This is a genomic window from Arthrobacter sp. R4, assembly GCF_051365025.1.
In the GTDB taxonomy this organism is placed as follows: domain Bacteria; phylum Actinomycetota; class Actinomycetes; order Actinomycetales; family Micrococcaceae; genus Arthrobacter.
Window position 1 is genome coordinate 459,071 of the sequence record NZ_JBLWIJ010000010.1, and the last position, 13,166, is coordinate 472,236.

At 68.3% G+C, this 13,166-nt stretch carries 9 protein-coding genes; 4 read left to right on the plus strand and 5 right to left on the minus strand.

Annotated features, from left to right (window positions below; genetic code table 11):
- Positions 1-133: 133 nt before the first annotated feature.
- Positions 134-754 carry an L-threonylcarbamoyladenylate synthase gene (locus ACLKOZ_RS07975; protein ID WP_337347266.1) on the plus strand — a complete coding sequence of 207 codons (621 nt, stop codon included), beginning with the start codon at positions 134-136 and terminating at the stop codon, positions 752-754.
- A 107-nt stretch (positions 755-861) separates the two neighbouring features.
- On the opposite strand, the gene ligD is transcribed toward ACLKOZ_RS07975, so the two are convergent.
- Positions 862-1,884, minus strand: coding sequence for a non-homologous end-joining DNA ligase (ligD, locus tag ACLKOZ_RS07980; protein ID WP_436474119.1), 1,023 nt, complete (start codon positions 1,882-1,884; stop codon positions 862-864).
- Positions 1,885-1,974: 90 nt separating this feature from the next.
- Between ligD and ACLKOZ_RS07985 the strand changes: the two genes are divergently transcribed.
- Positions 1,975-2,652 carry an alpha/beta hydrolase family protein gene (locus ACLKOZ_RS07985; protein WP_436474121.1) on the plus strand — a complete coding sequence of 226 codons (678 nt, stop codon included), beginning with the start codon at positions 1,975-1,977 and terminating at the stop codon, positions 2,650-2,652.
- Positions 2,653-2,660: 8 nt separating this feature from the next.
- Here ACLKOZ_RS07985 and ACLKOZ_RS07990 read toward each other — a convergent pair whose 3' ends face one another.
- Together ACLKOZ_RS07990 and hrpB are read right to left on the minus strand one after the other, a co-directional pair.
- Positions 2,661-2,813 carry a hypothetical protein gene (locus tag ACLKOZ_RS07990; protein WP_436474123.1) on the minus strand — a complete coding sequence of 51 codons (153 nt, stop codon included), beginning with the start codon at positions 2,811-2,813 and terminating at the stop codon, positions 2,661-2,663.
- Positions 2,814-2,967: 154 nt separating this feature from the next.
- Positions 2,968-5,676 (minus strand): ATP-dependent helicase HrpB, encoded by a 2,709-nt coding sequence (gene hrpB, locus ACLKOZ_RS07995; protein WP_436474125.1) that lies wholly within the window; start codon positions 5,674-5,676, stop codon positions 2,968-2,970.
- A 100-nt stretch (positions 5,677-5,776) separates the two neighbouring features.
- On the opposite strand from hrpB, the gene ACLKOZ_RS08000 reads away from it, so the two are divergent.
- Positions 5,777-6,061, plus strand: a complete 285-nt coding sequence (locus ACLKOZ_RS08000) for a hypothetical protein (RefSeq protein ID WP_337352516.1) — start codon at positions 5,777-5,779, stop codon at positions 6,059-6,061.
- Positions 6,062-6,094: 33 nt separating this feature from the next.
- On the opposite strand, the gene ACLKOZ_RS08005 is transcribed toward ACLKOZ_RS08000, so the two are convergent.
- On the minus strand, positions 6,095-7,570 hold the full coding sequence (locus ACLKOZ_RS08005; RefSeq protein WP_337352517.1) for an APC family permease: 1,476 nt from the start codon (positions 7,568-7,570) through the stop codon (positions 6,095-6,097).
- Between the two features lie 148 nt (positions 7,571-7,718).
- Here ACLKOZ_RS08005 and ACLKOZ_RS08010 point away from each other — a divergent pair, with 148 nt between their 5' ends.
- Complete coding sequence (locus ACLKOZ_RS08010) at positions 7,719-8,195, plus strand: NUDIX domain-containing protein (RefSeq protein ID WP_436474128.1); 477 nt, start codon at positions 7,719-7,721, stop codon at positions 8,193-8,195.
- A gap of 70 nt (positions 8,196-8,265) precedes the next feature.
- On the opposite strand, the gene ACLKOZ_RS08015 is transcribed toward ACLKOZ_RS08010, so the two are convergent.
- A complete protein-coding gene (locus ACLKOZ_RS08015) occupies positions 8,266-13,161 on the minus strand; it encodes a hypothetical protein (RefSeq protein ID WP_436474130.1) in 4,896 nt (1,631 codons plus the stop codon).
- Positions 13,162-13,166 lie beyond the last annotated feature (5 nt).

Sequence of the window (13,166 nt, forward strand, 5' to 3'; positions counted from 1 at the left end):
ACTGATTCAGCCACAGTTCGTTGTTCTCATTCAGCCGGGGCTTCCGAGTATTTCAGAAGTCGGCCAGGATTTGCCTGATTGAGAGGGCAAGTCGCGAGTGCGCTATTCCCACCCGGGCCGTAGGCTCATGGGCATGGCCAGATACTTCGACGTTCATCCCCAGGATCCCCAGCCGCGCGCCATCACGCAGGCCGTCCGCATAGTGCTCGACGGCGGCCTGATCGCCTACCCCACGGACTCCTGCTACGCGTTAGGCGCACAGTTGGGCAACAAGGACGCGTTGGACCGGATCCGGACCATCCGCAAGCTCGACGACAAGCACCACTTCACCCTTGTCTGCAAGGACTTCGCCCAGCTGGGCCAGTTCGTGAACATCGGCAACGACGTCTTTCGCAGCATCAAGTCCGTTACCCCTGGCAGCTATACCTTTATCCTGCCGGCCACCAAGGAAGTCCCGCGCCGGCTGCTGCACCCCAAGAAGAAGACTGTGGGCGTGCGGATCCCGGATAACCGCGTGGTGCAGGCACTGCTGGCGGAGCTGGGCGAGCCGCTCCTTTCCAGCACATTGCTCCTTCCCGACGAAGAGGACCCGCTGACCCAAGGCTGGGAGATCAAGGAACGCCTGGACCACGAAGTGGACGCAGTCATCGATTCCGGCGACTGCGGGTCCGAGCCCACCACGGTGGTGGATTTCTCCAGCGGCGTTGCCGAGGTGGTACGCCGCGGCACCGGAGACCCCTCCCGATTCGAATAGGTTCCCTTCCGCGAGATGACGTTTAACGGCAGTGTTCGACGGCGGGGCTGCCGTTAAGTGCCACCTCGCGGGAACGAACGTGGCCCCTGATCCCAGAGAATCCCGCCTTAGTCCTGCTTGCGCGCCCGGCTGGGCTGCACACGCGGAGGCTCGCCAGGCATCTTGGGATAGTCGGGCGGGAACGGCATCTCACCGAGTCCTGCCTTCACATCACGGTCCCACCAGTCCAAAAGGGTGTCGATGGTCCCCGGATTAGCGTTAATGTCCGCCCAAGGATCGCCAACGGTTTTCAGCCGGTCCGGGACAGTGAGGATGGTGAAGTCCTTCGGATTGATGCTTTCCAGTTCCTCCCACGTGATGGGGCAGGAAACCGACGCGTGGGCCAGGGCGCGGGGACTATAGGCACCGGCGATGGTCCGGTCGCGGTTCGCCTGGTTGAAGTCCAGGAAGACCTTCTCGCCGCGCTCCTCCTTCCACCAGGACGTAGTGACCTTGTCGGGCATGCGCCGTTCCAGCTCGCGGGCGGCAGCGATGACCGCGTGCCGGACATCCAGGAACTCATGCGTGGGCTTGATCGGTGCGTAAACGTGGAGCCCACGGTTTCCCGATGTCTTGATGAAACAGTCCAGGCCTGCCTCCGCCAGCACCTCCTTCAGCGCCAGCGCGGCCGGAACTGCGTCGTCGAAGTCAGTTCCCGGCTGGGGATCCAAGTCGATCCGGAGCTGGTCGGGGTTGTCCGTATTCCCGGTCCGCGACGGCCAGGGGTGGAACACCACGGTGTTCATCTGCACGGCCCAGACCGCGGCCGCGGGCTCGTCGAGCACCAGCATGGGATGCGAGCGCGCGCTCGGAAAAACCACCTTCACCGACCGGATGAATTCCGGCGTACCCTTGGGCGGGTTCTTCGAGAAGAACTGCTCGCCGTCGACGTTGTCTGAGTACCTTTGCAGTGCCACCGGCCGGTCGCCGTTAGCGGCAATGAAGGCCTCCCCAACGTCCACCATGTAGCGCGCCAGGTCTAGCTTGGTCAGCCCCAGCCCGGGCCAGAGGACCCTGCTGGGGCTGGAAATCCGCATCTCACGCTCGCCGTTGGGCCCGGGGACGGTAAGGGTAGTCTGTTCGCTCGCCATGGGGACAAGCTACACCCCGCCTTTCCGCTGGCAAACCACATTGCATCGGGCCCGGCGTCGGAACCAGCGGACTTCCGGCATGATGGATCCATGACCGTCTCAGAGTCCCCCATGACCATCGCCGTGGGCGACGTCGGGGTTTCTGCTTCCTATGCCCGTCCCGAGCAGCCGTTTGCAACGCTGGTATTGGCCCACGGAGCGGGCGCGGGCATGGAGCATCCGTTCATGCGCGGGTTCACCGACGCCCTCAACGACGAAGGCGTGGCCACCTTGCGGTTCAACTTTCCGTACCGGGAGGCGGGACGGAAGTTCCCGGACCGGCCCCCGGTCGCGATCGCGGCCTGGCGTGCGGCAATGGACGAGGCAGCGCGGCAGGGCGCGGAGCACGGGGAGAGCGGACCCATCTGGGCGGCCGGCAAGTCGTTCGGCGGGCGGATGGCGTCGATGGCCGTCGCGGAAGGCATGGACACCGCCGGGCTGGTTTACCTCGGCTATCCGCTGCACCCGCCGGGCAAGCCGGAGAAAATCCGCGACGAACACCTTTACGGGCTGACGCTTCCCATGTTGTTCCTGCAGGGTTCCCGCGACACCTTTGCCACTCCGGACCTATTGGAGGGCGTGGTGTCCCGGATCGGCGCATCCGCCGTAGTGGAGTGGATCGAGGGTGGAGACCACTCCTTTGCCATCGCCGGGAGGAAGCGGAGCGCCGAAGACATCGGAGCGTCATTGGCCCCGACGGTTGCGGACTTCATGCGCGCCCGCAGCTGACCCTCCCGCTATGCGGCGTCCTCGTGCCACCAGCCTTCCCAGGCGGTGGAGCTCAACTGTCCATTGGGGAACCCGGCCTTGCCGTTTCCGCTGCCATACGGACGGTTCTCGTCACTCCGGCGGGCGTCCAGCAGGAGGTTAAGGCTACTCAAAAGCAACATTGTTGTGTCCTTTCATGTCGTGGTGTGGACCACGCTGTCCACGTACCGATGAGCCTAACGGCGTGATGTTTCATCACGTCGACGCCACGTTTCCGGTATGTATCGTTCCTCTCACCCTGTCTTCCGGGGACGATGAATCCGCCCGCTGATATGGTCACATCCGGGATTTGGTCCGTGCGGTTGGCTGCGCCGTCCATGGATCCTCGGGCCAAGGGTGCTTCGGATAGCGGCCCCTCATCTCGGCCCTCACCTGCGCGTACGGCCCGGACCAGAAGGACGCGAGATCGTCCGTTACGGCCAGCGGACGCCGGGCCGGTGACAGGAGGTGAAACAGGACGGGCACGCGTCCTCCCACCAGCCTCGGCGTCTCCGCCCAGCCGAAGCATTCCTGCAGTTTGACCGCCACTACCGGCCTGCCGCCGGCGCCAGGTTCCGCAGGTTCAGGCCGTCCAGGAGCCGCCGCGGCACCAGTCGCCGTTGCGCGGTCCGGAACGTCCGGGTAGTCGATGCGCACCCGCGATCCACTGGGAACTTCCAGGGTTTCCGGCGCGAGCTCCGGCAGCTTCGCAGCTTCGGGCCAGGGCAGGAGCCGCCGCAGAGGGTCGGTGAGGTCGATGCTGCCGGTGGCCGCTCCGCTGGCCAGTTTCTCAAGCTCCGGGCCCAGCCAGTCGTCCAGGCGCGCGAGCAGGGCGGATTCGGAGACATCGGGCCAGGGCTCGCCCAGTTCGCGGCGGAGCAGGGCGAGCCGACGGCGCAATGTGTCCGCCGCCGTCGACCATCCGATCGTTTCCAGCCCGTCTATGGCCAGGGCGCGTGCCACCGCGGCGCGCCCTTCGTCCGGGGAGGGGCGGACCGGAGTGGAGGACAGCACGATCGCTCCGAGCCGGCGCTCCCGCCGTGCTGTGACGCGGGCCCTGCTGAAGTTTGCTTCGATAGTGTCGGTGAGGAGGTGGCGGGCCGCCGCTTCCGCGGTGTCAGCCGTGATCGGTGCAGCGGAACGGATCACGGCACCCGTGCCGGCAGCGTCCCGGCCCTCTGCGCGCGACACCTCCGCAACGGCCAGCCACTCATGCCCGGCCAGGGAACTTCCCGCCGGTAACCCGGCCCGGGTGCCTGACGACAGCAGGTAACGCTCCGGCCCCTGGCTTGGAACGCGCCGCGCCACCCGGTCTGGAAATGCGAGGGCGACGACGGCGCCCACCGCTTCCACCTTGGCAGACGTCGAGTTCGGGGCAGCGCTCAGGACTGGGGGCACGACGCCGGCGCCCTCCTTCCGAGCGATGGTTTCCATCCGCCTCACATCCTCCGCCCAGCGCCGGGATCCAGGCTCCTTGCCCGTGCGGAGGGCCGCGATGAGCCGCGTAAGGTCGGCACCCGGGGCGCGTTGGTCCCCCGCTACCAGGGCCACCGCCTCGGCGGCTGTCCGTACGCCAACGGAGGCGGCGCCGTCCAGGAGCGCGCGGGCCAGCCTCGGATCGGCGGGGATCCTCGCCAGGGTCCTGCCCAGCGCTGTGGCGTGGCCGTCCTGCGCCACCGCGCCGAGTTCCCGGAGCACCTCAACGGCTTCCTGCATCGCTGCCGGCGGGGGCGCATCCGGAAGCGCCAGTCCCGCTCCGGCGGGCGAACCCCAGCAGGCCAGGACCAGGGCAGCGGCGGTGAGGTCGGCGACGGCGATCTCCGGCGTGACGTGGGCAGGTGCCGCGCCGAAGGCCTTCTGGTCGTAGCAGCGGACCACCAGGCCCGGACCTTGCCGGGCGGCCCGGCCGGCGCGCTGCTCCGCAGAGGCACGGGAGCACGAGACAGTCACCAGGCCGGACATGCCCCGGCTTGCGTCTCGCCGCGGCTCGCGGGTCAGGCCCGAGTCAACGACGACGCGGACGCCCGGGACGGTCAGTGAGGATTCGGCGAGGTCTGTGGAGACGATGATCCGGGACAGCGCTTCGTCGGTGCGACCGGACACGGCACGGTCCTGCTCGGCCGGGCTGACCTGGCCATGCAGCTCCAGGATTTCCGTTCCTGGGCCGGTCCTGGCCCGCAGGCGCCCTGCAACGTGGGAGACTTCCCGGGCGCCGGGGACGAACACCAGCGTGTCCGTATCGGGAGTGGCCCTAGCGTGCGCCCCTGCGGCGGTGTCCGCAACATGGTCCAGGAAGCCGCGGGTCACGCCGCGGCTGTCCAGCCTGGCAACCCCGGCGGGCATCCATTCAACGGCCAGGGGGTACAGGGCCGATGGGCAGTCGATCACGGGAGCCAGCCCGCCGCCGTCGTGATCTTCTGTTCCTGCGGTGGAGGCACCAATCAGGGCCGCAAACCGTGGCGCGTCCAGGGTGGCGGACATGGCCACCAGGGTGAGGTCCCCGCGGAGCTGGCGCACTTCGGTGAGCATGCCCAGCAACAGGTCCGTCTCGAGGCCGCGTTCGTGGACCTCGTCCAGGATCACCGCGCCTGCCGTCTCCAGTCCCGGGTCATCAAGCAGCCGGCGGAGCAGAATCCCCGGAGTGACGAACTCGATGACGGTGCCGGAGCCCGTTTGGCGCTCGCCGCGGACGGTGTAGCCCACCCGGTCGCCGAGGCGGCTGCCGTCCAGTGCGGCCAGGCGCCGGGCTGCTGCGCGGGCAGCCACGCGCCGCGGCTGCGTGACCACCACACGTCGCTGCCCGTCAGGGGTACCGGCCAGCAGGTTGGCGAGCAGAGGCGGAACCAGCGTGGTCTTGCCCGTTCCCGGCGGCGCCTGCACCACCGCAGTCCCGGCCTCTGCGTCCCGCCTGAGCGCCGCAGTGAGGTCGCCGAGGGAATCGGCAAAGGCCAGGCCGGCACCAATGGCAGCCAGGTCAAACGTCGCGGCAGAGTTCGGAGAAGTCACCCGTCCATTCTCCCCGTACGACGAGTGCCCGGCTGTCTGTGCCGTCAGGAGCCTGCGTAGGAGAGACTGGAGGCTGCCACACACGAAAGCGGGACCAAGCATGATCAACCTCCAGCAGGACGCAGAAGGCTTCATCCGGATGAAGCGCCATTTTCCCGGCAGTGCCGAGGTGACTGTCACGTTCGCTGACGGCACCCAGGAAGTGTTCAGCGGCCTCCGGCTGAACCGTATCTACGACGAAGCCAAGGCTGAATACCGAGCACAGAACCAGCTCGACGCCAAGGGATTTTCCAGGGGTCCGAAGAAGAAGGTCCAGGAAGGCATCGAATTCGTGGCCATCCACCCTGGCATGGGGAAGACGGAGAACGGGCGGCAGAAGCAGTAGCCCACCCCATGGCCTAGGAAGGAGGGAGCTGGGTCAGCCCTTGTCTTCCTTGCCAATATTGTGCAGGCTGTCCGGACCTCCGGGGCCGGCGTTGGTCCTTCTGCTGATCAGCCATGTGAGGACCCAGAGCACCACACCGATGGCCATCAGGCCGCCGGCGATCTGGTACTGGATGACGTTCCGGCCCACCCACGGGCCGGCCAGGAAGGCGCATAGGAGCGCGGCTACCAGCGGCAGTTGCCCCGGCGAGGTGAAGAACACCTTGCGGTTGGGATCCCGCTTACGGCGCAGGACCAGGCAGGCCACGTTGACCACGGTGAAGACGCACAGCAGCAGGAACGCGGTGGTCCCGGAGAGGTTTGCCACGATGTTGCTCTCAGGGTCGGACGTGACGTACCAGATGAGGCCGAGCGCCAGGACGGTGGAGAACAGGATGCCGGCCCACGGTGTCCGGCGTACCGGGAGCACCTTCCCGAGCGGCCGGGGCAAGACGTGCTGGCGGGCCATGCCGTAGATCAGGCGGCTGGCCATCAGCATATTTATCAAGGCTGTGTTGGCGACGGCGAAGACGGCAAGGAACGGGAAGATCCTGTCGATCGGGAAGTCCGGCGAACCCTTATGCACCACTTCAAGGAGGGCCGCGCCCTCGGCTTCCCTGATGTTCTCCAGCTCCGTGGGCGAGAGCACGCTGACCACGGAGATGGCTACCAGCATGTAGAGGATTACCGCCACGCCAAGACCGGTGAGCATGGTCCGGGGGAAGATCTTCTCCGGGTGATGGGTCTCCTCCACCATGTTCACGGAGTCCTCGAAACCAACCATCGCGAAGAACGCGATGGATGTCGCCGCCGTGACTGCCAGGAACAACCCTTTGTCCTGATAGTCGTTGAAGACGAATATTTCTCCAGCGTTCCCCGTCCCCTGGGCCATGACGAAGAAGCCGACACCGATCACGATGCACAGCGCGATCATCTCCACGAGGGTCAGCACCACGTTGAATTTCACGCTCTCGCCCACACCGCGGAGGTTGATGACCGCCAGCAGCAGCATAAAAGCCATCGCCACCAGGGTGATGACCTCCCGTCCAGGCACTTCCATCCAGCCGTTGATGTCCAGGCCGCCGAAGAAGTTCTGGGCGAGGACGTTCGCGGAGGTGGAAGCGCTGGTGATGCCGGAGCAGACCACGGCGAATGCCACCAGGAACGTGACGAAGTGGATTCCGAAGGCCTTGTGCGTGTACAGCGCCGCACCGGCGGCCTGCGGGTACTGGGTAACCAGCTCCAGGTACGAGAACGCCGTCAGGGTGGCGACCACGAAGGCCAGCAGGAACGGCAACCACACGATGCCGCCCACGGTGCCGGCCATGGTGCCAGTCACGGCGTAGACGCCGGCACCAAGGATGTCGCCGACGATAAAGAGGAGCAGGAGCTTGGGGCCGAGGACCCGCTTGAGTTTGGGTCCGTCCCCCTCGGGGGTCACGTCGTACACTTCTTCAGACGTCTGGCTCATGGCTGACCTCCACAGCGGGTAGACGGCTCCCGGTGGAACCGCAGCAGGATTCCCGGCCCTTTTGTGACCTACTTCACTTTGAACCTCTCAGGTCACTTTGGCAACACCCCAGCGACGCAGCGGTATAGCCTAGCCCGATGGAGCGAACATGACAGTCCGGAGCGCAGGCATCCTGCTGTACCGAGGGGATCCGGCATCGGGCCTCCAGTTTTGGATCGCCCACATGGGTGGACCGTTCTGGGCGCGCAAGGACGCCGGGGCCTGGTCCGTTCCCAAAGGCGAGTACGCCGAGGACGAGGACCCATGGGCGGCTGCGCAACGGGAGTTTACTGAGGAAATGGGCGTGCCCGCACCTGCCGGCGACTACCGGCTGCTGGGTTCGTTCCGGCAGCCCTCGGGGAAGGTCATCACAGTCTTCGCGGCGGAGTCGGATTTCATGCCGGAGCGGATCGTCAGCAACACCTTTCCGCTGGAATGGCCGAAGGGCTCGGGCGTCATCACGGACTTCCCCGAGATCGACCGTGCCGAGTGGGCCACCGAGGCCGAAGCCCGGACCAGGCTGGTGCGGGGCCAACTGCCCATCCTCGACGCGTTGACCGAGCAACTCAAACAAGGTGGCACTTAAGGGCAGTCCCGGCGTCGAAGACTGCCTTTAAGTGCCACCTCTAAGTGCCACCTCGCAAAAGGGAGCCCTCCTACAGCGGCACGCTGTCCGCGTAGACGAGGCGCGGAACGCGGGCGCTGCGCTCGCCCGGCGCCGGGTCGGCGTCAAGCAGTTCGTGCTCCTCAACCAACACCCGCCACAGTGAGTCGGGGTTTCCCGGCTGGCGCAGTCCCGGGACGCCGGCCGCGTCCCCGGCCGGCGTCCCGGCGTTCGGCGGCAGGCTGATGGCCCCGGACCACGTGGCCCGGAATCCCCCGGATTCTTCGACGCTGACGGCAAGCAGCAGCCAACTGGATACCGTCTGCCATTCCAGGTCTCCCGCACCCGCGGACCGGCTCTGCACCGAGGCGCGCACCGTCCTGGACTGCTGCAGGCGGGAAGCCCGGGTGGCGGCGTCACCTGTGGGGCTGTCGGCGGTGAGCTGCTCGCCCGGCAGGCCCGGCGCACCGTGGGGATCCCAGCGCAGCCAGCTGACCACGCCCGTCAACGTCACCTGGACGTGCTGGAGGTCCGGCCGGCTCACCGTCAGGGTTCGGGCAGGCAGCGGCTGGACCCAGTTGGTCAACGCCACCGGTGAGAGTTCACAGCCAGCGATGGAATGCGGCTGGTAACGGGCCACCGCCAGCCGCACGAAGGGCCACAGGGCGGAGGTCTCCTGGAGGGCGACGTCGACGAACCAGCGGCCCGACGCCTCGTCGTACTCCGGCCGGTAGCCCAGGACACGCACGGCCGGACGGCCCCGAACATCCCGTAACGGCAGGGACGCGGCGACCGCTACCGGGTTTCCAGGCGCATCCGGCCACCCACGGTCCCGCCCGCCCGGCGGCCTGCCCCCGAGCGGCGGGCGAATGCCTGCTCCTTCGGCAGCGCCCGTTTCCACGAGGTCAAGCACCAACTGGTCGAGGGTGAGCAGGGGCGGCACGGTGGCTGGCGAAACGCCGCCGCCCTGGTGGATGATCGGGTCCGCTGCCCACAGGCTGGTGGCGCCATCCGGGGCCTGCCTCGCCTTTGGCCGGCGGGCCCAGGAACCGTCCGGCTGCTGCACCCATTCGTCGGGGTCGAAGACGAGCACTCCCAGCAGTTCCCCGTCACCGGACGAGAACCACGGGCGGGCCAGCCAGATGCGTACGCCGGAACGCCGCACCTGCCGCCAGGCGAACGGGTCCGCTGGTTCAGGCACAGCCTCCCAGCGCAGCAGTGGCACCGCATCCAGCACCAGGGGCGCAGCCGGCCGCGCGGACGAGGGAATATCGAGCTCCACCGGCTCGCCGGCCAGGGCCGGGTCCTCCGGATCCGGCACATGCGGGAAGTACTCGGAGTACCGTGTGGCGCCGGAGGGCACGTACGTCACCCGCCGGTAGTGGGTGTCTTCAAAGCTCTGCAGTGCCCGGTGGAAGCCGATGTTCCCGAGCGCCTGCGCCAGCGGGCCTGTGGGCAGGAAGTCGTACAGGAAAAGCACCCCCGTCCGTTCTGTTTCCGCGACGGCGGAGCGGACCACGACGTCGGACTTGGACACCGTCTGCGGCCCCGGGGCCGCGGGGTCATCGACGGTCTCGGTCCAACGCGCGCGCACGAGCAGCGTGTCGGTGCTGGGGCCGTGCATGTCCACCAGTCCGGTGAGCGCCACGACCGCACGGCCCGGCGGCCGCAGGAATACCTCCAGTGCCCTGAGCCCGGGCGGCCGCACCGGCGCCGGCACGGCGTGCACGAGCCGCAGATCGGTCGAAGGGGTCAGCCACCACGTCCAGCCCGAGGACGCCGCACGCATGAGCGCGGCCGCGGCCACCACCTCGTCCGGAGTGTAGCCGTCCTCCGGATCTGCGACGCTGGCCAGGTGCGACCGCCACAGGCCGAATTTGTCCAGCGATGCCTGCTCCAAAGTGCTGGAGAGCGCCACCCGCACCTGCTCACCCGGCGGGACAGACACGTACACTTCGTGGCCGGAAACACGGGCGCCCAGCTTGTCGCCGGGCTCCAGGACGAGCCTCAGCGGCTGCAGCGCAGGCCACGAGCCCGGGTAGGCGACGGTCACGGATTGCAGCGCCCGCGGCTCCCGCAAGCCATGTGGCGCTCCCGCCTCGTAGAACACCAGCGAAACGCCGGTGGCGAACGGGTCCGGCAGATACGGCAGCCTCAGGGCGTCAGTGTTGTGCACCACATACTGGCCCTCACCGATGGGCCGGCCACGGTCGGCGGCGATGTCCGGCAAAGTGGCCCGGTGGCTCGAACCGGTGTCCGCGCCCGGCCGGTCAACGAGCGCGATTCCGGTCTGTTCCTCCGTGGCCCTGGCGTCGGTGTGGCTGGGTACGGACTGGTCCAGCAATGTTCCGCGCTCGGCCAGGGCAACCGCGTAGAGCCTGCGGATCTCGGTGGCGTTGCCAGTGCCGATCGCGGCGTCGAAGTATCCGGCGGTCTCGGCCTCCAACTGGGTGGACTTCGGCGGGGCAATGTGGCGCTCGGCCGCGGACCGCGAATCAGGACCCTCGTCCGGAACACCGTCACCCGGGGCACCGTCTGCCGGCAGTCCGCTGCGAACCACCAGGTGGGCTGGCTGCTCCCCTGTTCCCAGCTCTTGCCGGGCGACCAGTGCCGGGGCCGGGACCGGTTCCCACCGCAGGTAGGGCCGCGGGGCGGTGACGGCGGGCCGGCCGGGCCTCCGAGCGTCCTCTGGCAGGTGCAGGTCATCGTTTCGCGCCAGCCGGGCGAAGTCGCCGGGATCGATGCGCAGCTGCGGCCGCACGCGCAATGTTTCGCGGGATTGCGCCAGGACCCTCGATGCCGCCACCACGTCATCGAACGCACGTTGGGCAGGTGCCGCCGCCGCGGGAGCTGACGCCTGGGCCACCAGGGCCTCCAACGTCGCGTCGATGCCTGGATCACCGGACAGCAGCTCCCCAGGGAGCGGGACGCCAGCAACCCCGCGCCCGGCGGTCCGCAAATGTTCGACGACGGCGTCGCGGCGGTCCGCCGCCACTCCGGCGCGGTCGCGCTCGCGGTAGGACGTCCGCAGCCGGTCGAGGTGGGCCCGGGCAGCCTCGACTGCTGCTTCGTCAGGAGCATGGGGCGAACGGTGCCGCGGTACGACCTGCGGCACCGAATTGCCGGCCAGGTCCACGGCGAGTACCCGGAAACTGTAGGACATGCCATACCGCAGCCGCGGCAGTGACCCCGGTTCCACCCTGGAGGTGATGTGTGCACCGTCGATCGGCTCATCCGGCGGGGTTTCGACGACGACCTCCGTGGCGCCGTCGGGCCCCGGCGGCTCGACGTGCACAATGGTCAGCCCGGGCCGCGGGGCGGACAGGCTCCATCCGTCCCAGCCAGCCACTACCTCGTGCAGGTAGTACCCGTTGGTGGTGTCGCCCGGGGCCCGGTTAAGCGCCGACAACTGCAGGAAACCCACGTCGGCCGCATCTTCCAGGACAGGTACGTTCCCCGGCTGCCCGGTCACCGTGACGAGGCGGCGGTGCAGGCTGTGCCACTGCCTCGTGACATCGTCCCAGACCTCAACCCTGATGCCGCGCACCAGATCATCCAACAAGAGCTCGCGGCTGCCGTCGTCGGCGGCCAGCTGCTCAGCCTGGTGGACTCGTGCCCGCACCTGGGCGGCCCTGTTCCGGCGGGCGAGGGCGAACCCTGTGGCGCGCAGGGTGCCGGGCGCGGACGTGGCAGGATCGCCGTTGGCCTCGCTCGCGTATTGGCGGGCGAGGTTCCGGGCGTGCTGGTCGAGCTTGAGGCCCGACGCATCCGGGTCGGCGTCGAGCACCACCCAGTCGTCCTCACCCAACGGCAGGGCTCCGCCCACCCACGCCTCGCCCGACCTGGCCGCGAACACGGGACCCTCCACTACCACCGAAGTGCGCCGCGGCGGCAGCACCTCAACGTCCGCGTCCGGGGACGAGATCGCGACACTCACCCAAGTGGCACCTGCCAGTGCTGCCCTTGCACCAGCGGCATCAACGCCGTCGAGCACCACATCGATGGCGAGGCCGAGCCGGCGGAGCAACGCCGGCGTGGACCCGAAGGACGCGGCCTTGGCATGGAAGTCATGCTCAGGCCGGTCCGGACGCGGCGTGGGCGGGGCGTCCGGATCAGGTTCTGTCCGGGGCTCCTGCTGCGGCTGCTCGGGACGCTCGTAGTAACGCCGCATCGCGTGGGCGTCCACCATCAGCTGCAACTGCGGGTTGGCCGACAGGTCCTGGCCGACGAGCCGGTCAAGGCGCTTCGTGACCCGCAGGTCGGCCTCGGGGTCGTCCAGCAGTACCTGCAAAGGGGAAGGGTTGTCCTTGATCTCCGACTGGTATGGCGGCAGTGGCGGGAGTTCCCGGCCGTGGCCCCGCTCGGGGTCCGCGTCCTCGGGGTCGGTGAGGGGGCCAAGGGTGGCCAGGGTGTCCCGCAGCCGCTGCGCCGGAACCTGCAGCGCGCGGCGGGCCCGGGCCGGGGCGTCCCGAAGGAGCCGCCGCAAGGCGCCGCGTTCGTCGAGGTTGGCCAGCGTCTCAAGCAGTCCGCCCGCCACTGGGTCGGTTGCCAACCCCGGCTTGACTGCCGGCGCGGCGGTGATGGCGGCAAGGTGCAGGTCAACGGCGTGGTCGCTCATCCGGCTGGCAGGATTGGTCCGCCAGGTCTTACCGGACAGGGCGGGGGTGGGAAACGGGGCCACCGGCGTACCGGGTGGCAGGACGGCGGCCCAGGATGCGCCGTCGGCGGTAGAGACGACACGCAGCGGCAACGCGGTACCCGGGTCAAGCGAGGTAGCGAGCGTCAGCGTACAACCAGACAATGTGCCCACCCAGTCCACCGCCGCGGGATAGCCGGAGAGCAGGGCTCCACCGCCGGTCAGCTTGTGCGTGATGAACACCGTGAGGTGGAACGGTGCGTCGTCGGCAAGCGAGTAGGGCAGTGCTGTGGCCAGGACGGTGGTGGGCATAGTCT

Excerpts from the sequence above, each read along its gene's own strand:
- ACLKOZ_RS08000 (WP_337352516.1), top strand. The coding sequence starts at position 5,777 with ATGATCAACCTCCAGCAGGACGCAGAAGGCTTCATCCGGATGAAGCGC.
- ligD (WP_436474119.1), bottom strand. The coding sequence starts at position 1,884 with ATGGCGAGCGAACAGACTACCCTTACCGTCCCCGGGCCCAACGGCGAG.
- ACLKOZ_RS07990 (WP_436474123.1), bottom strand. The coding sequence starts at position 2,813 with ATGTTGCTTTTGAGTAGCCTTAACCTCCTGCTGGACGCCCGCCGGAGT.
- ACLKOZ_RS08005 (WP_337352517.1), bottom strand. The coding sequence starts at position 7,570 with ATGAGCCAGACGTCTGAAGAAGTGTACGACGTGACCCCCGAGGGGGAC.
- ACLKOZ_RS08015 (WP_436474130.1), bottom strand. The coding sequence starts at position 13,161 with ATGCCCACCACCGTCCTGGCCACAGCACTGCCCTACTCGCTTGCCGAC.
- ACLKOZ_RS07985 (WP_436474121.1), top strand. The coding sequence starts at position 1,975 with ATGACCGTCTCAGAGTCCCCCATGACCATCGCCGTGGGCGACGTCGGG.
- ACLKOZ_RS07975 (WP_337347266.1), top strand. The coding sequence starts at position 134 with ATGGCCAGATACTTCGACGTTCATCCCCAGGATCCCCAGCCGCGCGCC.
- ACLKOZ_RS08010 (WP_436474128.1), top strand. The coding sequence starts at position 7,719 with ATGACAGTCCGGAGCGCAGGCATCCTGCTGTACCGAGGGGATCCGGCA.